The 21,372-nt window shown below is 68.7% G+C and carries 23 protein-coding genes and 2 pseudogenes; 15 read left to right on the forward strand and 10 right to left on the reverse strand.

Going from position 1 to position 21,372, the window contains the following annotated elements; all coding sequences use genetic code 11:
• The first annotated feature begins 158 nt into the window (after positions 1–158).
• Together ACQPXG_RS05170 and ACQPXG_RS05175 are read left to right on the forward strand one after the other, a co-directional pair.
• A complete protein-coding gene (locus ACQPXG_RS05170) occupies positions 159–716 on the forward strand; it encodes a hypothetical protein (RefSeq protein WP_433466459.1) in 558 nt (185 codons plus the stop codon).
• Between the two features lie 357 nt (positions 717–1,073).
• Complete coding sequence (locus ACQPXG_RS05175) at positions 1,074–1,364, forward strand: tyrosine-type recombinase/integrase (protein ID WP_433466460.1); 291 nt, start codon at positions 1,074–1,076, stop codon at positions 1,362–1,364.
• 574 nt (positions 1,365–1,938) lie between these two features.
• Here ACQPXG_RS05175 and ACQPXG_RS05180 read toward each other — a convergent pair.
• Complete coding sequence (locus ACQPXG_RS05180) at positions 1,939–2,691, reverse strand: DeoR/GlpR family DNA-binding transcription regulator (RefSeq protein WP_433466461.1); 753 nt, start codon at positions 2,689–2,691, stop codon at positions 1,939–1,941.
• A 282-nt stretch (positions 2,692–2,973) separates the two neighbouring features.
• Between ACQPXG_RS05180 and ACQPXG_RS05185 the strand changes: the two genes are divergently transcribed.
• On the forward strand, positions 2,974–4,098 hold the full coding sequence (locus ACQPXG_RS05185) for a glycoside hydrolase family 76 protein (RefSeq protein ID WP_433466462.1): 1,125 nt from the start codon (positions 2,974–2,976) through the stop codon (positions 4,096–4,098).
• Between the two features lie 104 nt (positions 4,099–4,202).
• On the opposite strand, the gene ACQPXG_RS05190 is transcribed toward ACQPXG_RS05185, so the two are convergent.
• Positions 4,203–4,466, reverse strand: a complete 264-nt coding sequence (locus tag ACQPXG_RS05190) for a hypothetical protein (RefSeq protein ID WP_433466463.1) — start codon at positions 4,464–4,466, stop codon at positions 4,203–4,205.
• A 255-nt stretch (positions 4,467–4,721) separates the two neighbouring features.
• A complete protein-coding gene (locus ACQPXG_RS05195) occupies positions 4,722–5,672 on the reverse strand; it encodes an NAD-dependent epimerase/dehydratase family protein (RefSeq protein WP_433466464.1) in 951 nt (316 codons plus the stop codon).
• A gap of 65 nt (positions 5,673–5,737) precedes the next feature.
• On the opposite strand from ACQPXG_RS05195, the gene ACQPXG_RS05200 reads away from it, so the two are divergent.
• Positions 5,738–6,349 carry a TetR/AcrR family transcriptional regulator gene (locus tag ACQPXG_RS05200; RefSeq protein ID WP_433466465.1) on the forward strand — a complete coding sequence of 204 codons (612 nt, stop codon included), beginning with the start codon at positions 5,738–5,740 and terminating at the stop codon, positions 6,347–6,349.
• 48 nt (positions 6,350–6,397) lie between these two features.
• Here the strand turns inward: ACQPXG_RS05200 and ACQPXG_RS05205 are convergent.
• A pseudogene (locus ACQPXG_RS05205) lies at positions 6,398–6,601 on the reverse strand (2OG-Fe(II) oxygenase family protein); the annotation flags it as partial.
• Between the two features lie 538 nt (positions 6,602–7,139).
• Here ACQPXG_RS05205 and ACQPXG_RS05210 point away from each other — a divergent pair.
• Together ACQPXG_RS05210 and ACQPXG_RS05215 are read left to right on the forward strand one after the other, a co-directional pair.
• Complete coding sequence (locus ACQPXG_RS05210; RefSeq protein ID WP_433466466.1) at positions 7,140–7,805, forward strand: hypothetical protein; 666 nt, start codon at positions 7,140–7,142, stop codon at positions 7,803–7,805.
• 476 nt (positions 7,806–8,281) lie between these two features.
• A complete protein-coding gene (locus ACQPXG_RS05215; RefSeq protein ID WP_433469901.1) occupies positions 8,282–8,980 on the forward strand; it encodes an ABC transporter permease in 699 nt (232 codons plus the stop codon).
• Between the two features lie 64 nt (positions 8,981–9,044).
• Here the strand turns inward: ACQPXG_RS05215 and ACQPXG_RS05220 are convergent, their stop codons facing one another.
• From ACQPXG_RS05220 to ACQPXG_RS05230, 3 genes are all read right to left on the reverse strand, one after another.
• Complete coding sequence (locus tag ACQPXG_RS05220) at positions 9,045–9,842, reverse strand: ABC transporter permease (protein WP_433466467.1); 798 nt, start codon at positions 9,840–9,842, stop codon at positions 9,045–9,047.
• Entirely contained in the window at positions 9,829–10,740 is a 912-nt protein-coding gene (locus ACQPXG_RS05225; protein ID WP_433466468.1) for an ATP-binding cassette domain-containing protein, read from the reverse strand. The genes ACQPXG_RS05220 and ACQPXG_RS05225 overlap by 14 nt, the downstream gene beginning before the upstream one ends.
• Before the next feature lie 108 nt (positions 10,741–10,848).
• Positions 10,849–11,823, reverse strand: coding sequence for a hypothetical protein (locus ACQPXG_RS05230; protein WP_433466469.1), 975 nt, complete (start codon positions 11,821–11,823; stop codon positions 10,849–10,851).
• An 81-nt stretch (positions 11,824–11,904) separates the two neighbouring features.
• Here ACQPXG_RS05230 and ACQPXG_RS05235 point away from each other — a divergent pair, with 81 nt between their 5' ends.
• The 4 genes from ACQPXG_RS05235 (at position 11,905) to ACQPXG_RS05250 (ending at position 15,060) form a co-directional block, all read left to right on the forward strand.
• Positions 11,905–12,216, forward strand: a complete 312-nt coding sequence (locus ACQPXG_RS05235) for a PadR family transcriptional regulator (RefSeq protein WP_132205123.1) — start codon at positions 11,905–11,907, stop codon at positions 12,214–12,216.
• Positions 12,213–12,974: a hypothetical protein gene (locus tag ACQPXG_RS05240; protein ID WP_433466470.1), complete on the forward strand. Its 762-nt coding sequence runs from the start codon at positions 12,213–12,215 to the stop codon at positions 12,972–12,974. The genes ACQPXG_RS05235 and ACQPXG_RS05240 overlap by 4 nt, the downstream gene beginning before the upstream one ends.
• A gap of 404 nt (positions 12,975–13,378) precedes the next feature.
• Positions 13,379–13,939, forward strand: a complete 561-nt coding sequence (locus ACQPXG_RS05245; RefSeq protein ID WP_433466471.1) for a polysaccharide deacetylase family protein — start codon at positions 13,379–13,381, stop codon at positions 13,937–13,939.
• The gene (locus ACQPXG_RS05250) at positions 13,936–15,060 is read left to right on the forward strand and encodes a beta-propeller fold lactonase family protein (protein ID WP_433466472.1); all 1,125 of its coding nucleotides are present in this window, start codon (positions 13,936–13,938) and stop codon (positions 15,058–15,060) included. Before ACQPXG_RS05245 ends, ACQPXG_RS05250 begins: the two co-directional genes overlap by 4 nt.
• Positions 15,061–15,221: 161 nt before the next feature.
• On the opposite strand, the gene ACQPXG_RS05255 is transcribed toward ACQPXG_RS05250, so the two are convergent.
• From ACQPXG_RS05255 to ACQPXG_RS05265, 3 genes and pseudogenes are all read right to left on the reverse strand, one after another.
• Positions 15,222–15,467 carry a hypothetical protein gene (locus tag ACQPXG_RS05255; RefSeq protein WP_433470192.1) on the reverse strand — a complete coding sequence of 82 codons (246 nt, stop codon included), beginning with the start codon at positions 15,465–15,467 and terminating at the stop codon, positions 15,222–15,224.
• The gene (locus tag ACQPXG_RS05260) at positions 15,464–15,691 is read right to left on the reverse strand and encodes a hypothetical protein (RefSeq protein ID WP_433470193.1); all 228 of its coding nucleotides are present in this window, start codon (positions 15,689–15,691) and stop codon (positions 15,464–15,466) included. Before ACQPXG_RS05260 ends, ACQPXG_RS05255 begins: the two co-directional genes overlap by 4 nt.
• A 32-nt stretch (positions 15,692–15,723) precedes the next feature.
• Positions 15,724–16,236, reverse strand: a pseudogene (locus ACQPXG_RS05265) (M14 family zinc carboxypeptidase); the annotation flags it as partial.
• Between the two features lie 276 nt (positions 16,237–16,512).
• Here ACQPXG_RS05265 and ACQPXG_RS05270 point away from each other — a divergent pair.
• The 5 genes from ACQPXG_RS05270 to ACQPXG_RS05290 all read left to right on the forward strand — a co-directional run bounded on the left by ACQPXG_RS05270 (position 16,513) and on the right by ACQPXG_RS05290 (position 21,345).
• On the forward strand, positions 16,513–16,905 hold the full coding sequence (locus ACQPXG_RS05270) for a BlaI/MecI/CopY family transcriptional regulator (RefSeq protein WP_433466473.1): 393 nt from the start codon (positions 16,513–16,515) through the stop codon (positions 16,903–16,905).
• A gap of 106 nt (positions 16,906–17,011) precedes the next feature.
• A complete protein-coding gene (locus ACQPXG_RS05275) occupies positions 17,012–17,770 on the forward strand; it encodes a COG4705 family protein (RefSeq protein ID WP_433466474.1) in 759 nt (252 codons plus the stop codon).
• A gap of 1 nt (position 17,771) precedes the next feature.
• Positions 17,772–18,704: an alkaline phosphatase family protein gene (locus ACQPXG_RS05280; RefSeq protein WP_433466475.1), complete on the forward strand. Its 933-nt coding sequence runs from the start codon at positions 17,772–17,774 to the stop codon at positions 18,702–18,704.
• A 106-nt stretch (positions 18,705–18,810) separates the two neighbouring features.
• Positions 18,811–20,535, forward strand: a complete 1,725-nt coding sequence (locus ACQPXG_RS05285) for a glycosyltransferase family 2 protein (RefSeq protein ID WP_433466476.1) — start codon at positions 18,811–18,813, stop codon at positions 20,533–20,535.
• Between the two features lie 102 nt (positions 20,536–20,637).
• Positions 20,638–21,345, forward strand: coding sequence for a DedA family protein (locus tag ACQPXG_RS05290; RefSeq protein WP_433466477.1), 708 nt, complete (start codon positions 20,638–20,640; stop codon positions 21,343–21,345).
• Positions 21,346–21,372: the final 27 nt, after the last annotated feature.

Below are 21,372 nucleotides of genomic sequence, written 5' to 3' on the forward strand. Positions count from 1 at the left end.
CGTGCGACGACACCGGCGTATCGGTGGGCGGCTGATGCACCGACAGGGAGGGTTTAACGGCTGCGAGAACTGTCTGGGAGTGGAGGCTTCATTGGCCATGGCGTGACTCATTCGTTCCTGCAGTCCCTCGGCTCTCTGAGGCGTCCGACCCTGATCGCATGGGCATTTCGAGGAGTGCCGGTGGGGTGTACCGGCGGGGCGGCTACCGCACCCGCAAGGCTGCTGAGGAGGTCTTGGTACGGCTGCGTGGCCCAACGGGTACGGCGATCACGGTGGGGGAGTGGCTGGCTCGGTGGCTCCGGGAACATGCGGGTGCCGCCTCGACCGTGGCCGGGTACGCCAATCACGTCCGCCTGTACCTGAGCCCGCACCTGGGCGGTTTGCTGCTGGGCGAACTGACGGTGGAGCATGTGCGAGAGATGTTCGCTTCCATCGTTTACAAGCACCAACAGGACGGGTGGCCGATCCGGCAGGCGACGCTGAACCGGATCCGGGCCACCTGGCGCAGCGCCCTGAACGCCGCGCTGCGGGACGCCCTGATCACTGAGAACCCGGCGGCGCTGCTGGCGAGGCCGACGGCGAGGCGGCCGCGGGCGGTGGTGTGGACCGCCGCCCGCGTTGAGCACTGGGAACGCACTGGGGAGCGTCCGGCAGTGGCAGTGTGGACCGCCGAGCAGACCGCCGCGTTCCTGCACGCCATCCGCGGTCTCGGCTGAACGCCGCCTACCACCTGATCGCGCTGCGCGGGCTGCGGCGCGGTGAGGCGGCTGGGCTGCGCTGGATGGACGTGGACCTGGAACACGGCACCGCGACTATTTCCCAGCAGCTCCAGGAAGACACGGTCGACTTCAGGCGTGTCCGCCCAAGACCGCCCACAGTGCGCGCGTAATCGCGCTGGACCGCACGACCATCGCGGCGCTGCGGGCGCACCGCGACCGGCAGCGGGCTGAGGCCACGGCGTATGGGAACCGGTACCGCGACAGCGGGTATGTGTTCACCAACCTCAACGGTGATCCGGTGAGTCCGGGGCGGCTCACCCACGTCTTCCAGTGGCAGAGCATCGTCTGCCACCAGTGCGGCTGCACGACCTTCGGCACGGCGCGGCCACGCTGGCGTCGGCCGCGGGAGTGGAGCTCAAGGTGGTGCAGGACATGCTCGGGCACTCCAGCATCGTGCTGACCGCCGACACCTACACCAGCGTGCTCCCCAAAGTCGCGCACACCGCCGCCGAAAAGACCGCCACGCATGTACTGCGGGCCGGCTGGCGGGTGCCCGGCACCAAACGGCGCCGACGACCGGCGGTGCTCAAGCGACCCGGTGCCGCGCGGGCTGGCGGTCGGTCCGCCGCAATGCCTGCTGCGTGATTGAGAGCGTCCGCTCCGTGTCCTGTGCTGTCTCCAGAGAAAGGACTAATTGAACATCAGACCGCGTCCGGCGCCGAGGCGGTGGTTGGGTGCCGGATCGCCGTTGCCTGGTCGGCGGCCCGAGGGTGACGCCTGTGGGAGTCGGCGCGGCGTAACCGCAACATGGTGTTGGTGGCCCCAGGTCGGCCCCAGGCGGCCTCAGACATGATCCCGGACGTCCACGCGGACAGCTGTTTGCCCTGGTCAAGGGTGGTGGGTCGCGTGGGACTCGAACCCACAACCTACGGATTAAAAGTCCGAAACTGCCGTATCGGAGCGGCCTGCTCAGTGTCGGCCTGTGTCGATCCGTCCGCATCGAGCCCGATATTCGTGCCGCACGGTGCCGCACGGTGCCGCCGCGTGCCGATCCGGTTCGGAACCGGCGAGCCGACAACGAGCCGACATAGGCCGTTGGCGATCTTGTGGGATGCTCGTCGGCAACCCTGCCTGACCAGCATGGATGGAGTTTTCGGCAAGCGCACTCCCAGAAAGCGACGTCTAAACAGCCGCAGCGGTTCAGCGGACGCCGAGCACCTCACACCTCCAGCACCTGCACTCTGGCATCCGCGAGGGCCGCCCCCGTGTCCGGATCGACCGGAGCGTTCGTGATGACCACGTCCAGGTCGGTGGCATCGCAGACCTTCGCCATACCGGTGCCCGGGAACTTGCCGGCGTCGGCGACGAGGACCACCTGCCCGCTGGCCGCGATCATGGCTCGTTTGACCGGCACCTCGACCACCGTCGTGTCCATGACGGTTCCGGTCGGCCGTATCCCGCTGGTGCCGAGGACGAGCCGGTCCGCGTGGATCTGCCGCAGGTTGTCCTCCGTCAGGTAGCCCACCAGCGACCGGTAGTCACGGCGCAGCATGCCGCCGAGAACGACGAGTTGGACGTGCTGGTCGTCGGCCAGCGTATCGACCACCGGGAGGCTGCTGGTGACGACCGTCAGCGCCCGGCCCCGCAGGTGCCGCGCCACCATGTGCGCGGTCGTGCCGATGTCGAGCAGCACGGTCTCGCCGTCCTGGATCAGCTCGGCGCAGCGCAGCGCGACGGCGTCCTTCTCGGCGGGCCGGACCCCGGCGACGTCCGTGAAGGGGTCGTCATGGCCCTCGACCGGCATCGCACCGCCGTGCACCCGTTTGAGCAGGCCCTCCTCGTCGAGCTTTTGCAGATCGCGGCGTATGGTGGCGAGGCTCGCCGCCAAGCGCTCGGTCAGCGTCTCCACCGTCACCGGCCCTTCGGAGCGCAGGACGCGGAGGATCAGCTCATGCCGTCGGTCCCGGAGCATGCGTCGACCGTACTCGCGCAAGACCGATCACCACCAGACATTCTCCATCACACTCCTGCGCGTCGGCTCTCGTGGGCGCACGAGCCGACGTGCGCTCCCCACCTGCCCGCCGTCGCGGCGAACCAACCGACGCCTCCGTCAATTTCAAGCAAAAGCGCTCACATATGTGAACGATCCTGCCGACCCTTGCGTGTCTCGTCCCGCCCGGGGCACAATTCGGCGCACTGCCCGCCCGGGCGGAGGCCATGGGCTGGGACGCCTCGTTGCCATGGAGGGTGCGCGATGACCGGACTGAAGCGACGTACGGGAAAGGGTCTGGTCTCCCTCGTGACGGGCGCCGTGCTGGCGCTCGTCGTGGGCACGTCCGCCGCAAGCGCGGACGCGGGCGAGGACAGGACCGCGCGGGCCCGTGCCACATCGGCCGTCGACGCGATGATGGGGTTCTACGACCAGGCGAGCGGACGCTGGCAGCCCGAGAGCCCCTGGTGGCAGTCGGGCAACGCGCTCCAAGCGCTCCTCGACTACATGGCGCGGACCCGCTCGACCCGCTACCTGCCCCAGGTGAAGAACACCATCAAGCTCCAGCGCAAGCCGCTGCCCTGGTGGCCGCAGGGCGGCGGCGAGTTCCGCGCGGACTCCACCGACGACACCGGCTGGTGGGCGCTGGCGATGGTCCGCATGTACGACCTCACCCGCGACACCAGGTACCTGAAGATCGCCGAGACCGACGAGGCGTACATGCGCCAGTACTGGGACGACACCTGCGGCGGCGGCATCTGGTGGGACCTGCCCGGGAAGACCTACAAGAACGCCATCAGCAACGAGCTCTACCTCAAACTGGCCGCCTCCCTGCACAACCGGATCCCGGGCGACACCGAGTACCTCGCCCACGCGCGCCAGGCCTGGCGCTGGTTCGCCCGCAGCGGGATGATCAACGGATCCCACCTTGTCAACGACGGCCTGGCGACGCAGAGCGGAAACTGCGGCAACAACGGCGGCACCACCTGGACGTACAACCAGGGCGTGATCCTGGGCGGCCTGACGGAGCTGCACCGCGCCACCGGCGACCCGTCCCTGCTCGCCACCGCCCGGCGGATCGCCGACGCCGTGACCACCGACCCGGGCCTGTCACCGCGCGGAATCCTCACCGAACCCTGCGAGGCCGCCGCCACGTGCAACTCCGACCAGGCGGCGTTCAAGGGCATCTTCGCGCGGAACCTCGCCGAACTCGACCGCGCGCTCCCCGGCCACCCGTACCGGAACTACCTGACGACCCAGGCCCGCTCCGCCTTCACCTACGACCGGAACAACGCCGACCAGTACGGCCTGCGCTGGACCGGCCCGTTCGACCAGGCCGACATCGCCCGCCAGGAGTCCGCCGTAAGCCTGCTCACCGCCGTCCTGTAACCACTGAGCGAACGGACTCGCCCGCTCACGACGACGCCGCCACATCCGCCACGCCATGTGAACACCGGCCGGCGGGAGATGTTCGCCGCGATCGTGCACGACCATCAGGCCGAGGGGCGGCGGATTCGGCAGGCGACGCTGAACCAGATGCGCTCGACACTGCGCAGCGCACTGAACACCGCGCTGCGAGACGGCCTGATCAGCGAGAACCCGGCGGCGCTGCTGGCGATGCCTTCGACGGCCTCGGGGCGCAGCAGGCGGTGACCGCCGTCGGTGAAGTCGGCAGCCCGCTCGCTCGGCAGGTCGGGGAAGAAGCCGAGCAAGGCCGTGGACAATCGGTGCGGGCCCGCGGCGATCTCCTCGAACAACCCCAGCTGGAGCCGCCCGCGAGCAGCGCCGTGTTCCGGGGGCGCCCCGGGAACGGTGACCGCCACCAGCCACGCCGTGCCGGCTTCGAGGGCGGGGGCGCGAGGTCGCCGGTGCCGGCCCTCCCGCAACGGGCGAGGCCCTGGTCAGGGTGCCTAGCAGGTGAAGAGCGGTGCCCGGCTTCCCGGTCCCTGTCGAAGTTCGTCGTTCGAGGGGTTGACCTTGATGTGGGCGGCGGGGACTGACCGTCTGGCCGGTCACGGGGTCGGGTTGGCGCGGAACCAGTCGAGGGTGGCGGTGATGGCGTCGGTGTGCGGTGTCGTAGCGAACGGACCGAAGGCGGCGGTGAACCTCGAGGTGTCGCTCACGAACGGCCGGTCGCGCTGGTACCAGGTCTCGCCGAGGGCTCGGACAGTCGGGTCGAACAGGCCGATCAGGCGTTGCATCGGGCGTCCGAGCGCCGCCGTCCTGCCGGGCTGGCCGAGCCCGGCGAGCACCAGGTCGAGGAACTCCCTGCCCGTCACGGCCGGCGCCGCCGGCAGGTGCCAGGCCTGGCCGTCCGCCCGCGCGTCGCTGCCGAGCGTCACGAGGCCCCTTGCTATGTCGGGCAGGTAGCTGAGCGTGTGAGGCTCGTCGAGCGACCCGACCCAGCGGACGGTCTTCCGGCCGAGCGCCGCGGCGAACACCGTCGGGCCGACGATGGTGTTGACGCCGCCGGGGCCGTAGTAGTCGGAGGCTCTGCCGAGGGCGACGCGCAGTTCGCCGGAACGGTGGGCGGCCAGCAGCGCCTCGGCCATCGCGGCACGTACCCGCCCTTTGGGGTTGCGGGCGGCGTAGGGCAGGTCCTCGGTCAGGGGCCCGTCGACGGGGCCGTACATGTACAGGTTGTCGGCGAAAACCAGCTTGGCGCCGGCGGCGGCCGCGCCCTGGCGCACCGCCTCGGTCATGTGGGGGAAGTCCTCCACCCATCGGTCGTACGCAGGGGCGGCGCAGTGGTAGACGATCTCGGCCCCGGCGCAGGCGGCCTTGGCGCCCACGACAGTGGTGATGTCGCCTTGATAGACCTCGACGCCGTGCAGCGCCGGCACCCGGCCGCTGCGGTTGACCGCGCGGACGCGATGCCCCCGGGAGACGAGCTCGCGAACCACGGAGCCGCCGATGGCCCCTCCAGCGCCGAGGACGACATGCAGACCGGTTTCAGCGGGCACGGTGGCCTCCCATGTGACGAATTTGAGAACGCTGTTATGAAACACTGTTGCGATATGGTTGTCAAATGGCCCGCCCACGTACCCGCGACTACGACGAACTGCGCCAGGCCCTCCTGGACGCCGCCGGACGCCTACTCGCCCGGGAAGGCCCGCACGCGCTGAGCACCAGGCGCCTGGCCCGAGAGGTCCGTACCTCCACCACAGCCGTCTACAACCTCTACGGCGACAAGGCCGGCCTACTGCGCGCGATGTTCTTGGAAGGGTTCGCCCGGCTTGCCGACACGTTCGCAGCGGTACCGACCGACGGCGACCCTGAGACCGACCTGATGGCCCTCGGACAGGCCTACCGGAGCGCCGCCCTGGCCAACCCACACCTGTACGAGTTGATGTTCGGTCGCCCCATCGCCGACTTCCGGCCGGACGAAGCGGCCCTGGCCCAGATCCAGGGCACGTTCGACACACTGGTCCGCGCGGTCGCGCGATGCATCGACTCGGGCTGGTTCGCCCCTGCCGACCCCCATGACGTCGCCGTGCACCTCAACGCCCTGGTGCACGGCCTGGCCAGCCTCGAACTTCTCGGCTCCCTCGGCCCCCGCGCCCAGGCCGACCGCTACTGGCGCATCGCGCTGGAGGCCGCCTTCCGCGGCCACCGAGCCCCGATGCCGGTGTCGCCGTAGCCGCTGGGGTCGTTTGACGAGGTGGCCCGTCCACCGCAGCGCCATCGAGCACCGTATGGAAAGCCGCGAGGAGGCGTCCGTCGGGTCGGGGTTGACTACTCGGTGCATGGTCGAGACCGACCGTCCGCCGGTCCACAGCGCCATCAGGGCACCGATATTGATCACGAAGCTCCCGGGGACTGCGTAAACGTCCCGCACCCGCCTACATGTCCACCGGCGTCTTCGCCGGAGCCCTCGACAGTGCCTCCCCACCCGTCCCTTGGATGGACCGCCCTGGCGGTTCTCGGGCTCATCTGCAGCGGCGCGACCCCACAGGTCCTGCGCACCGGCAACCTCCGGGAACGGGCGTGACCCACAGACTTCCTGGTGCTGGAGTTTCTACCCCTCGGCTCCCGTCGCCACGTCCGCAGCCACGCCCTCGGCGACGCCCCAACGAGTATCCGACAACGCCGCGCCGAACACCTGAGGTGCAGACGGTCCTCAAAGTGGGTTTGTTAGACGTCGGAATCCCCGTGCCAGATCGGCCGTGAGCCGGATGTGGACACCTTCTCTGTTGTCTGGTCGCAATGCCCGCCTGGTGAGTCTGAAGACGTGCCGGGTTCAACACGGAACGTTCGTGGAGCAGTTGTTTACGGGATCTTGCTGGGAGGAAATGCTCTGTGTGGCTCAGGTCATCGGGACCGCCGAACCGCACCATTAGCTCCACTTTCCGGTGCAAGGGGCCGCGAACTCCAGCGTCGCCCGAGGAATCCGGCGCCGGTTGTTGGGCGGATCGGTCGCGGTAGTGGCAATGGCAGCCGCCGGCATGGCGGCGGTCGAGTCTTCGGCCAGCGCGGCGCCGTACGGGCCGTACACCTGCAAGACCGGCTTCGTGTGGCGGGATGCGATGCCGAACGACCGGGTGTGCGTGACGCCACAAGTCCGCGACCAGGCGGCGACCGAGAATGCTCTGGCCGCGTCCCGCCGACAACCGGGGGGCGGGGTCTACGGGCCGGAGACCTGCAAGGCGGGGTTCGTCTGGCGGTTGGCCAGGCCCGGCGACTTGGTCTGCGTCCCTCCCAGCAGCCGCACCCAGGCCCATGACGACAACTACTACGCCCCCTACCGATTGCTGGAGCCGGCGTCGGTCCCGCAGGGCACCCTGCGGGTGACCGATGTGATCTACGAATACAACGGCGGAGTCGACATCTGGGTGTGGGGGAACAATCTCAGCCCGAACAATGTCATCCGGTTCTATGCGATCCGCCCGACGCGGCCGACGGAGCTCGCGACCATCGGGAACCCGGTCCCGGTCAACGCGTGGGGTGCCATCTCCAACGCTGACCCGAAGGGAGTCTTCCTCGAGAAAAGGGGGTGCCTTGGCGACACCGCACCCGCAACCGTGATCGGTGTCGAGCAGGCAACCGGCGCGGGCACGAAAGCCGGCACCACCGAGGCCTTCATGTGTCATTACTGATCGTGGGTGATGCCACACCCGCCGCCACACCGCGACCGTGTCACCGCCGGCCACACCTCGCCGACCCCACCCGGACGGCTCGGCATGCGTGGCGCATTGGCCGCCGACGCTGGCGTGCGCCGACCCGGACCGCCGAACCGTTCGCTCAGACGGTCCGGCGGCACGTTCCCGCGCCGCCGGACACAGGTCCCGCTCAAGGGCCTCACCAGGACGGCTTGGCCCAGCACCACCGACCGTGTCCTTCAGACCCACCACCTGAACGGAGGCGCCGATGGCCGGGCGAGATGTTCGTTCTTCCCGGCTGGACCTGGGACATCGGCACCGCGTCCACGACGCCCTGACCACGGAATAATCGGCCTGACCTGAACGCCAGGTCTGGTGAGGGTCTCATCTACGCTGCGCGAATGACCCGATCCGTCCGTGCGGTCTCATCTGGGGCGAGTCTGTTACCCGTCAATTTTGTTCTTGCCGTGGCCATGGCGGTGCTCTTGGTGGTTGCGGTGGCGGTCTGCCACTTCGGACGGCTTGGACACGCTCGTGCTATTCTGCTGGCCGGGCTCCGCGCTGCCGTGCAGCTCACCGCCGTCTCGCTGGCCATTGGCGTCGTCGTCCGATTCGTTTCGCTGCTCTCCCTGTTCGTAGTCATGATGTACGTGGTCGCGGTACGCACCAGCGGCCGTCGCCTCACCAGCGGTTCCACCTGGTGGTGGACGGCGCTGCCCATCGGTGCCGGCGTCGGCCCTGTGGTGACTCTTTTGTTGGCCACGGGACTGCTGCCGCCAAAGGGCATCAGCGTGATCCCCGTTGCCGGGATCCTCATCGGAGGCGCGCTCAGCGCTACCTACCTCTCCGGTCGCCGCGCTCTGGACGAACTGGCGCAACGGTTCGGTGAAGTCGAAGCCGCAATGTCACTCGGATTTCCCGATCGTGAAGCGCGCCTGCTTGTCGCCCGCGACAAAGCCGCCACCGCCCTCGTCCCGGCCATCGACCAGACACGCACCGTGGGCCTGGTCACACTGCCCGGCGCATTCGTCGGCATGATGCTCGGTGGCGCGTCCCCGATCGCCGCCGGGGCGGTGCAATTGTTCGTCCTGATCGCGCTGCTGGCCATCGAGGCGATCGCCACATTCCTCACCCTCGAGCTGGTGACGCGCGGCATCATCGTCGACAAGTGACCCGTTTTCTCGGCCTTCTCGAGCCTCTCCTCCGCGTTGAGCGTCCAGATGTCATTGATGCTTGTCACGCGGCAGGATCGCGTCGTTTGAGCACGAGGACGGCGATGCCGGTGGCCAGGGTGATGGTGGCGATCTGGGCCAGGATGCCGGTGCCCAGGTGGGTGGTTGCTGTGGGGGTGAACAGGTGTGTCCAGTTCTGCCAGTAATGCACGGGTAGGAGAACCGCGACCGTGTGGAGGCTGGACTGGCCGTTGAGGATGCTGGCCAGGACCACGAAGGCGACGGCGGCGCCCAGGGCTTCGGCGCCGCGTGGCAGCAGCAGCCCAAGGGTGAAGGCGATCGCGGCGATGCTCAGCATGCACAGCAGGGTGTAGCCGCTGGCGGCCAGGACGCGGCCGGCCGTCTCGCCGGAGGTCAGGGTGGGCGCGTCGATGATGCGGAACGGGTGCCATCCGAACCATGCGAGGCCGCTGAGGAGCCCTCCGGCCAGGACACATCCGGTGGCGGTGAGGGAGGTGATCGCGACGGCACCGAGTTTTCCCGCCAGCAGGCGTGATCGGGTGACCGGGGCGACGTAGAGGTAGCGCAGTGTTCCCCAGTCACGGTCGGCGGATGCGATGGCGCAGGCCAGCATCGCCACCACAAGAGGGAGGAGCAGTGGCGCGATGAATTGCAGGCTCGCCATCGTGTGGTTGAGCGCGGAACAGGTGGACGTGCCGAACAGACCGCCTTGGTCGCCGTTGCGGTGCCCGGCATTGGAGGCGGTGGCCAGTGCGGCCATGGCCGGGACGGCGGCCAGGCAGGCGAAGGTGATGAGCGTACGGAGCCGGAGCAGTTGGGTGGTCAGTTCAACGCGCAGCATGCTTGGCGTCTCCTTCGGTCATGGTCAAGAAGACCTCTTCCAGGGATCGGCTCGCCTGCTGTACCGAAGTGACGCCGATGTCCGCGGTGACCAGCGCATGGATGAGGTCGCGAGACGGCACGCCCGGGGCTGCGGCGACGACCTCGGTGCCATGGGCGGTGACCATGGCGACGCCTGCCATCCGACGCAGCACAGCGGCTGCCTGTTCGCTGTCTTCCACCTGGATGCGGTAGGTGCCGGTGTCGCCGAGCAGTTCGGGAAGCGGGCCGGCGGTGACCAGTCGGCCGAGGTTCATGACGACGATGTGGGTCGCCAGTTGTTGCACCTCCGCCAGTTGGTGGCTGGACACGAGTACCGCCGCTCCCTGCCGGGCCAGTGCCCCGAGGTGCTCGCGCAGGGTCCGGACCTCGGCGGGGTCCAGACCGTTGGCCGGCTCGTCCAGGATCAGCACGTCCGGTGCCCGCATCAGTGCCTGTGCCAGCATCAGCCGTTGCTTCATGCCGGTGGAGTAGCCCTTGACCTTCCGGTCGATCGCGGCGCCGAGACCGGTGAGGTCCAAGGCGTCGCTCAAGGCGGGCGGTGGCCAGGCACGTCTTGTGGCCGACCAGAGGAGCCTGAGATTGCCGGTGCCAGTCAGGTGCGGTACGAACGCGGGCCCGTCGATGAGCACACCGACGTGGCCGAGCACCTTGGCGCCGAGAGCGACCGGCCGGCCGAGAATCTGCGCGCGGCCGGCATCGGGGGGCGAGAGGCCGACCAGCATCCGCATGGTGGAGGTCTTGCCCGCCCCGTTCGGGCCGAGCAGCGCGCAGATCTCGCCGGAGTTCACCACGAAGCCGAGTTCGCTGACGGCCTGCGTGCGCCCGTACCGCTTGGACAGCTCGCGGGCGCGGATCATCGCCGTCCCGTGATCGGTTGAGGGTTCCATCGCGTGCCTTTCACAGGGTGAGGACCGGTCACATGCGGACCGGATGGCCTGAGCCGTCCGAGTCAGGGGGCCGAGGTGTCATTTGGACCCGTTCGCGGGACCGGGCGACGGGGTGCGTGCGAGCTGCATCCCGGTGACGGCAAGAGAGGTGATCAACCCGGCCCCGAGCGTGAGGGCGACCAGCGCTGGTACCGAGGTCAATGGCCCCGCGCCGGGCCAGAGCACGTCGCGGAATGCGGTTGTGACGAGAATGGCGACGCATCCGGCGACCACCGATGTCTCGGCCGGGCGGCGGGGCCCGGTACCGGCCGGACGGGCGATGAATCCGGCTATCGCATTGCCGATCAGGCAGAACGCGAGGCAAGAGGTCGTTTCGACGACCAGCATCCAGGCTATGAGCAGCGGGTTCGTCCATCGTTCCCCAATGGCCTGCGCGCCGGTGATCCCGGCTGCGGCCAGCACGCTCAGCGTGATGAACACGGTCATCGCGCGTCGGCGTACCCACTCCGCCGCCTTCGGTTCGGCCCAGCGCCGCAGCGCGGGAATCCGCTGGCAGATCATGATGACGTCGCCGAGCCAGTCATGATGCCACCGGCGGGACGAACCGCGTGGTCGGCGGCATCGCATCAGCATCGCCGCCACCACGACTGTGAGGATCGAGGCCATGACCAGACCGCCGATCAGCACCATGGTCCACGTGCTCCAAGCGGAGTCGTGTGCCCTGCCGATGACCGCGGACCACTCGAAGATCAGAGTGAGCCCGATCAGCGTGGTCATCGCTCCCGCCGCTCGCTCCGTCTGCTGCCGGCGGTCCGGACCATCCGGCATCCGCCAGGCCGGCAGCCGCAGAACGATGACCAGCGCGAGTATCGGGACCGTGAACTGACTCAGCGACACCGCCACGTCATACTGGTCGTCCTGCCATGGGCTGACCGCCCTGACCGCCCTGTCCTGAGTCGCCAGAACGGTCAGCGCCTCGAACAGAGCCGCCGTGCCCAGGCTCGCCCAAACCACGGCCGGCGACGATCGTCTCTTCTCTTCGTCCTTCCCCATGACGCACATAGTACGCATCTCGTAGTACGTGGCAAGTAGCATCGTGCTTCGTACTATCATGAGTGGGAGGCAAGGAGACTCATGCACAGCAACGACGCTCAGATGCTCGTGCTCACCGTCCTGGCGGAGCGCCCCCTGCACGGGTACGCCATCAACACCGCGATCGAAGAGCTCACCGGCCGCAAACTCGGCCCTGGCAGCCTCTATGGCGCCCTGTCCCGGCTGGAGGCGCGCGGACTGATCGAGCCCGCCGACCAGGTGCCCGAGGCCCGGGAACGGCATCGAACGATGCAGATCACCGGGCCGGGCCGCGAGACGCTGCGCGTCGAGCTGGAGCAGATGGCCCGGGTCTCCCGGGCCGGGCTGAGCGCGCTCGGAATCGCGCCGGCATGAGGGCCGCCGCGCTCATCGCCGGCCTGTACCCGCCCGCCGTCCGCGAGCGATGGGGCACAGAGATCAGCTACGAGGTGTCCGAATCGGGAATCCGTTCCTGGCCCAACGCCTTCACCGGGGCGGTACGACTCTGGCTCCACCCCAGCGACTGGCCCGAGACGCTCACCGGGCAGACCCGCCGCGTCCTGGCCGTAGCGCTGTTCGCCGTCGTCGCGGTCACCGCTCTGCTGCTACGCGCGACCGAGCCCTCCGACACGCTGACCGCGGATTTGGGCCACCCCATCACGAGCCTGTGGCTCGCACCCATCCTGCTCGGGATCGGCCTCGCCTCGCCGCTCCCGCGATGGCACGCGTTCAGGCGCCTTGCCACCGTGACGATCCGAACCCTCGCCGCCCCGACCGCCGCGGTCTTGACCATGCTGCTGGCAGCGAACAGCGGCCTGATCGAACACCCCACAGGATTCACCAACGCCGCCCTGCTCATCTATTACTGGGCCACCCTCGCCTTCACCGCGCTCCAGCTCTGCACCCTCGTCGCCCGCGCCACCCCGGCCACCACCCTCCCGCCGACGCGCCGGCTGTGTGCGGCCCTCCTGCTCATCGGGACGGGACTGGCCCTCGCGACAGGCCAAAGCCTTCTCACCATCACCCGGACCGCGCCCCACGCCGGCCCCATCGCCGTGACCCTGACGCTCGGCCTGCTGGCCGCCGCGACGATCCGCGCCGGCCACGATCTACGCCCACGCAAAATGGCCTGACCCTTGTCGAGCGCGCCGGCCAGTCGAGGTGGCGCGCGTTCACTGCGGTGACCATCGGCCCAACTCACCCGGTCCCGTGATCAGTCGGCGGCAGCGGCCAGCGCGTCCAAGGCGTGGATAGCTCAAAGTCCCCCGCTTCTTGGTGGATTGCGCCGCGATGGTTGACCTCGGCATGATGCGGCGAAGATGGGCTACAGACTGTGACGATCCAGAGACGTACTGTTCTCGTGCGTGTCGCTGGCCTGGCGGGTTTGGGGATCTGCGCAGCGTGTGGTGGGTCGTCCGGCCGTCGCCTGCCGTCAGGTCGGAGCTCTGTCCCGCAATCCGCCGTACCTGCCACGACGGCACAATCTGGATGGCCGCGGCCGGGCGAGATCGTCCATGGCCCGCGAGCCGTCCGAGCAGTGGCGCTGACGTTCCACGGTGCGGGTGACCCCAAGCTGGCGCGGCGCGTTCTGAACGAGTTGGATGCAGCGGAAGCGCGCGTCACCGTAATGGCCGTGGGACAGTGGCTGGACGAGGAGCCACGGACGGCGCGGTCGTTCCTGGACGGTGGCCACGAACTCGGTAATCACACGCAGAACCATCGCGACATCGACGCGATGCCCGCGGCGGCGTCGTATGCGGAGATCGCACAGTGCGCTCGGCGGCTGCGGAGGCTGACCGGCACGGCGGGGACCTGGTTTCGGCCATCGCAGGCCCGGCACGCGTCGGCGCAGGTCCGGGCACAGGCGGCGGCACTCGGCTACCGCGGCTGCCTGTCCTATGACGTGGATTCCCTGGACTTCGCCGATCCAGGCAAGTCGGCCATCATCCGTAAGGTTCTCGGTGAGGCGCGCGGCGGGTCCGTGGTGAGCATGCACCTCGGTCACGCCGGGACGGTCGAGGCGTTGCCCGCGATTCTGGATGGCCTGCGCCGACGTGGGCTGCGGGCGGTGACCGTCTCTGAGCTGATGCGAGCATGAAGCGCCGGTGGGCGCCGGCAGCGGCCGCCGGGCTGCTGCTCGCGGGGTGCTCCTCATCCGGGCACGCGCATCACGACGCTCCGGCACAGCCGTCGGGCCACCCTGTCGCCGAGCCGCTGGAGTCGCCGGTAGATCTCTACAGCCATGATCGGCAGGGCATGCTCAGCCCGCAGGTGCGGGACCTGCCGTCCCACGTATATGTGCCCAATTCGCAGAGCGACGACGTGATCGTGCTAGATCAGAAGACGTTCAAGCAGGTCGGGCGATTTCGGGTCGGCCGCAAGCCGCAGCATGTCGTCCCGTCCTGGGATCTGCGGACGCTGTGGGTCAACGACAACGATTCCAACGACCTGGTCCCGATCGACCCGCGCACTGGGAAGCCGGGCAAGCCGGTGCCGGTCGACGACCCGTACAACATGTACTTCACGCCGGACGGCCGGTTCGCGATCATCATGGCGGAGCGGCTGCAGCGCATCGGCTTCCGGGACGCCCACTCGATGCGGCTGCGCAAGCATGTGAACGTGCCGTGCCGCGGCCCCAACCACGCCGACTTCTCGGCCTCGGGAGACTTCTTCCTCACCGCGTGTGAGTTCTCCGGCGACGTGCTGCGCCTCGACACCCGCGTTAAGAAGGTCACCGGTGGGCTCAAACTGGCGAAGGGCGCGATGCCGCAGGACGTGAAGATCTCTCCCGACGGCCGGACGTTCTACATCGCCGATATGGCCTCCAACGGTGTCTGGACGATCGATGCGTCAACGTTCCGTAAGACCGGCTTCATCCGTACCGGCAAGGGTGCGCACGGTCTATACGTGAGCCGCGACTCGACGATCCTCTACGTCACCAATCGCGGCGAGGGCTCCATCTCGTTGATCTCGTTCAAGTCGGGGCGGGTTGTGCGGCGCTGGCGGCTGCCCGGCGGTGGTTCGCCCGACATGGGCGGGGTGTCGGCCGATGGGAAGGTGCTCTGGCTGTCGGGCCGCTACAACGGCGAGGTGTACGCGATCTCCACGGCCACCGGCAGGTTGATCCGCCGCATCCGTGTCGGCGATGGCCCGCACGGTCTCTGCGTGTATCCGCAGCCCGGCCGCTACTCCCTTGGGCACACCGGCGTTCTCCGCTGAACGTGGCGGTCCCCATCCGGAACGCCGGCGCATACAGCCGGGGACGCGCATGCAGCAGGCAGCACCGCTCTGGTCGAATTTCTACAGCCATGTAGACGAACTGCCGAAGTGAGGTTAGCCTCAGCTAAGCAGCCGGGACGGGATGACGGGAGCCGAACATGTCAGGCGAGAAGATCGCCTTGCTCGGGGCCATCGCCGGCTTCACGATCTTTCTCGGGCTGCCGCTCGGGCGCCTGCGTGATCCGCGGCCGCGGGTGCGCACGCTGCTCAGCGCGGTCGCGATCGGGATCCTGCTGTTCCTGATGGTCGATGTCCTGTCTCACGCATGGGAGCCGATCGACGGGGCACTCGGCGAACACAATGCCGGCAAGGACCGTCACTGCAATCCCGGGTTCCTGCGCGGTCACGGCCCCCTGATCCGGCGGACGGCGTCGGCGTATCGGCGGACCGCCTGCGCCGGGAGCCGCCCGTCGGGGAGCTCGACCACGAACGCGCTGTCGCGGACGACGGTGTTCTCCCACCCAGTGATGCTCCCTGGATAGCGGGTGAGCGTGCGCAGCGGAAGCCCGACGTCGCGGTTGAAGCGCCGCTCGACGTCCCTGGGTCCTTCGGAGTCGTCGATGACGGCCATGTGCTGGTGAAACCAGAGCCCGATGGCCGGCCGAATCCGCCGGACGAGTTCGGCGGCGTACCGCGACTCCGGTTCAGAGAGCGGCCTGGGACCGGAATAGTGAACCGAGCCGGGCGAGTCGATCGGCCGCCACCCTGCCGGGAAGTTGCGGTTGAGGTCGACGCGTGCGCGTTGCCCCGCGTCCGTGCTGCCATCCCGTCGGGGTTGAACGATGGGACCACCCACAGGTCCGTGTTCGTCGGCCCGGCTCCGGCGGCCAGGGCACTCGCCACCGGCACGCCGGCCGGCTCGTCCCCGTGCACGCAGTCGACGACCAGCACTCGTCGAGCCGTACGTGGGTTCCCCAGCTCGACCGCGACGATCGGACGTCCCTGGACGGACCTGCCCGCAAGCACTGTCCTGCGGACCCCATGTCGCGCTGACGACCAACCGGCCTTTCCGGACGTGCTGCACGCCGCCGAGAAGATCAGAAAGCCGAGGAGGGCAAGCCCAAAGCCGCGCGTGATCGTCGGCCGCCGATCCACCATGATTTGTCCCCCAGACATGTGCCTCGACTGATCTGGGGGAAGTGACTCTCAGATACTCGTGTCACAGATAGCGACAAATTGGAAGCATACAGTAATAAGCTGGGGTTTACTCACCGAGTGGCGGGGACGTGACTACAGCAAGCCGGCCAACGGTCTGGCCCGGCAACCTGCGAGATCGGCCCTTGGTGGCGTGGCGCCGCGCCAACGGCGACTCGTGCCCGTCGGCATGATGGGCGACGGGAGTCGCCGTCTTCTACTATCGGCATAGTGATCTCACGAGTGCGGAGTGGGCCGATGGCGAGTGCGGACGAGCGGGGACGCCGGCCTGCAGGGATGCTGGAGGACGCGGTGCTGGCCGTCCTGTGGGATGGGGCGCGGCCGATGAGTCCTGCCGACGTCCAGGCCGTTCTCGACGGCTCGCCCGCCTATACGACCGTGATGACCACCTTGGCGCGGCTGGCCCGCAAGGGGCTCGCGACACGTTGGCGCGAAGGGCGCGGGTTCGTGTACTCCGCGAGCGTCGACGAGGCTGGTCACACGGCCGCCGCGATGCACGAGTTGCTGGCCCGCCGCAGCGACCGCGCCGCGGTGCTCGCCCGGTTCGTGTCCGAACTCGTCCCCGGGGACGAGGCGCTGCTGCACAGCCTGCTCCGTGACGCCGGCACCGATGCCGGCGAGATCCCCTGATCGCCACTGAAGTCGCCACGCCCGCGCGGGACGCACGTTAACTTCTACATGCATGTAGTATTTGACTGGTCACGCTTCGTAGTTGACAGGGGCGGAGTTGGCCGTCGTGAAGAAACTTCCCGAGATCACCCTGGTCTTCTGGATCATGAAGATCGCGGCGACGACTCTGGGTGAGACGGGCGGCGACCTGTTGGCCCAGACGATGGGGGTCGGATACGCGGTCAGTTCGGTCGTCCTGTTCACAGTTTTCCTGGCGAGTCTCGCCGCCCAACTCTGCGTGAAGCGGTTCCATCCAGTGCTCTACTGGACGGTCATCCTGTCCACCAGCACCGCGGGCACCACGATGTCGGACTTCATGAACCGGACCGCAGGCCTCGGATACCTCCGGGGTGCCCTGGTCCTGATCAGTGCCCTCGGGGCGGTGTTCGCCGTCTGGAGGTTCAGTGGCCGGCCCTTCGACGTCACCCGCGTTACGGATCTGCGAGGCGAGTCGCTGTACTGGACCGCGATCCTTTTCTCCAACACTCTGGGCACCTCGCTGGGGGACTTCCTCGCCGACGACACGCGGCTCGGCTTCGGCGGCGGTGCGACCGTCATCGGCGGCCTGATGATCCTGATCGTTCTCGCCCGGTACTGCACTCCGGTCTCCGTGACCCTGCTGTTCTGGGTCGCCTTCGTGCTGACCCGCCCGCTCGGCGCCACGACCGGGGACCTCTTCAGCAAACCCGTCGCCAAGGGCGGCCTAGGGTACGGGACGATCGGCGCCTCACTCATCCTGACCACCGTCCTGCTGATCCTGATCGCCTATCAGGCGAGGCGGGGGCGGGTCAGGCGACCGCGGGGTTCGGTCGCGACACCGTCCTGAGGTGCGGCGCGGACCCCTGTCTACTATCGGATTAGTAGATACTCGCGGCCTGGAGGCTCGATTGAGGACGCTCACGCGCGCCAAGGCGGTCCTGCTGTTGGCGGGGTGCCTGGCCGCCGGGTGCGCGGGTGGGACCACGCACGCCGTCCGCCCGCATCCGACGAGCGGGTCGGTGCCGCGTTTCAGGCACGTCGTGGTCGTCGTGCTGGAGAACAAGGCCGTGCGCCAGGTGATCGGCGCGGAGAAGGCGCCGTATCTGAATTCGCTCGCGCGATCCGGCGCCCGGTTCTCCGACTCCTTTGCGATCCGGCATCCTAGTCAGCCGAACTACCTGGCGCTGTTCTCCGGGTCGACGCAGGGTCTGACTGACGACTCCTGCCCGCACGCCTACCGCTCGGCGAACCTCGCCGGTGAACTGCGCGCCGCCGGATTGACCTTCACCGGGTACTCCGAGGGCCTTCCGCATACCGGTTCGGGTGTCTGCAGCGATGGCCGCTACGCCCGCAAGCACGTCCCCTGGGTGAACTTCCCCGCCCTGCCAGCCTCGGCGAACAGACCCTTCACCGACTTCCCGCGCGATTACGCCGCGCTGCCGACGGTGGCGTTCGTCATTCCGGATCTGTGTCATGACATGCACGACTGCTCCGTTGCGGCCGGTGACTCCTGGGTGCGGGCGAACCTCGGCGGTTACGCGCGCTGGGCCCGGGCGCACGGCAGCCTGCTCATCGTCACCTTCGACGAGAACGACGGCTCGTCCGGCAACAGGATCGCCACCGTGTTCACCGGGGCGTTCGTGAAACCCGGCCGGTATCCGGAGGAGATCGACCATTACAGCGTCCTGAGGACGATCGAGGACGCCTTCCGGCTTGCTCACGCCGGGGCGAGCGGAGCCCGCGGTCCCGTCACCGATGTGTGGATGGCAGGACGGCGGTAGATCCGCTCGCGCTTACGTTCCGCTAACCCGTCAGTTTCTACTATCGCGATAGTAGATCCTTGGATGCGGATGAGGGTGGTGGAACCGTTTGCGACCAGAACCCGATGTGACCGTTGTCGTGATCGCCTACAACGACGCGCGGCGCCTCCCCCGAGCCGTCCGCTCGGCGTTGGAGCAGTCGCTCGCCCGGGTGGAGGTCGTCATCGTCGATGACGCGAGCACCGATTCCACGCCAAGGGTCGCGGCCACTCTGGCGGAGAGCCATCCGGATCGAGTGCGCGCCTTCCCGCTCCAGGTGAACTCGGGCGGGTGCGGCGCTCCCCGCAATTTCGGCCTCCAGATGGCGCGGGGCCGGTACGTGATGTTCCTCGACAGCGACGACACCCTTCCGCCGCATGCCTGCGGCACCATGGTCGCGGCCGCCGAGGAGACCGGCGCCGACTTGGTCGCGGGGCGTTGCGTTCGCGTCCTTCCCGACCGAGAGAAGGACTGGTGCCCGTGGCTGTACCAGGAGCCGGGGGTCTTCCGCAGCGTTCTGGATCAGCCGGATCTGCTGTACGACACCCTGGCGACCAACAAGTGCTACCGGCGCACGTTCCTCGACCGGGCGAAGCTGCGATTCGCGGAGCGGCTGCACTACGAGGACCTGCTGTTCAGCGCGCAGGCGTACCTCGCCGCGGACGGTATCGCGGTCGTCCCCGACCGGGTCTACAACTGGCTGGTGGACCCGCGCGGCCGGACGCCGTCGATCAGTAACCGGCGCTCCGAGCTGCGGAACTTCGCCGACCGGCTGGAGATCCACCGGCGGATCGACGTGGAGCTGCGCGATCATGGCGCCGCGGAACTGGCGCGCCGCAAGGACGCCAAGTTCATCGACCACGACCTGCTGCTCTACCTGCGCGAGCTGCGCAGCCGCGATCCAGGCCACCGCCAGCTGTTCACGGACCTGGCCCGGTCCTACCTCGCCGAGATGGACGACACGGTGTTCCTCGCCTCCGGACGGATCCCGGCCATCGCCGCCCTGATGATCCGGGAAGGCGACATCGAGGCGGCGATGGCCGCCGTCGACCTGGCGCCCAGGAGCGGTGTTCCAGTGCTGTCCATCGAGCCGGCCGAACAGGATGGGCGCGTCTACTGGTCTGGTGCCCATATCGGCACCGAGCTCGGCCGCAGCGTGCTGGACGTCACGGACATGGACCTGTCGACGCTTCCGCCTGACGCTCTCCATCTGGGCGGCCGCGTGACCGCGATGCGGCCGGAAGGCAAGGTGCTGCGGGTCTCGGGCACCATGGTGAATCCGCTCGGGCGGATCAAGCCCGGTCAGGAGCTGAGCGGAACCCTGGACATCCGCGACCGCCGCCGCGCGAGTCGCGCCTTCCACGTCCAGGCGAGCTTCCGGCACGAGGACGGCCGGATCGCGTGGGAGGCGGCGTTCGTGCCGTCCCGGACGATCAGGCCTTTCGGGCTCGTCGACCAGACGTGGGGCATGTGGCTGCGCCTGAAGGCCGGCGGCACCACCGTCATGGCACGCCTCACCTCCGAGGGGACCGCCCACTGCGACCTCGCCGTCCCCGTCCGGCCGCGGCTGACACGGGCCGTCGGCGACCACCTGGAGCCCTACATCGCAGGGAACGGCGAGCTTGCCCTGCGCATCGTGGCCCGCCGATGGCCGGCCCGCATGGTCCTCCTGCCGACATTGCGCCGAGCCGCTGGGACCGACCTTGCGCGAGCCGTGCGGCGTCGGCTGGCCCGGCGCGGGCGGTCCCAGACCGGGCAGGACGCGCGGACGCCGGTGAGCGGCCCGAGCCCGGCCGTCGACCGGCGCGGGTAGCGACGCAAGGCGACTTGGTCCAACGAAAATATCTACAAACATGTAGATTTTCGAAATGCCGGGAACGGGTACGGTCCCGGTCCTTGGAAACGGGGGGATTCGATGATCGAAGGTTTCGGTGCCCTTCCCGCGGCCGTGAACCCTCTGGACGCGGGGTCGCTGCTGGCGGTATTCGGGACGGTCGGCATCGCCGTGGTGCTGTTCGCCGAGACCGGGCTGCTCATCGGGTTCTTCCTGCCGGGCGACTCGCTGCTGTTCACCGCCGGGCTCCTGTGCACGGCGGGCGCCCACGGGGACACGCGGCTGTCACTGCCCTGGGTGATGTTCGCGGCCGCGGCCGGGGCGCTCGTCGGAGCCCAATGCGGTTTCGTGCTGGGACGCCGTGGCGGGCGCGTTCTGCTCGCCCGCAGCCGGAACCGGCACCTGCTGGACGGCGTGGCACGCGCGGAAGAATTCCTGGGGCGCTATGGGCATGCCAAGGCGATCGTGCTGGCGCGGTTCGTCCCCGTCGTGCGGACCGTCCTCAATCCGCTTGCCGGCGCCCTGGACGTGCCCGTCCGGGTCTTCACACTGTGGCAGGTCGCCGGTGGACTGCTGTGGAGCCTCGGGCTGGTGCTCGCGGGCTACCTCCTCGGGTCCTCGATCCCGAGCATCGACACCTATCTGCTTCCCGCCGTCGCTGTGATCGTGGTGCTCTCGCTCCTCCCGGTGGGCATCGAGTTCCTCAAGGCGCGGCGTCGGACGGCGCGCCGTGATCGGGCTTCCGGAGCAGGCGATGGCCGCCGGCGGCGCGACGACCCGGTGCCGTGACACACTGGTCATCGGAGGGCGGTGGCA

Source organism: Spirillospora sp. CA-128828, assembly GCF_050945415.1.
In the GTDB taxonomy this organism is placed as follows: Bacteria; Actinomycetota; Actinomycetes; order Streptosporangiales; family Streptosporangiaceae; genus Spirillospora.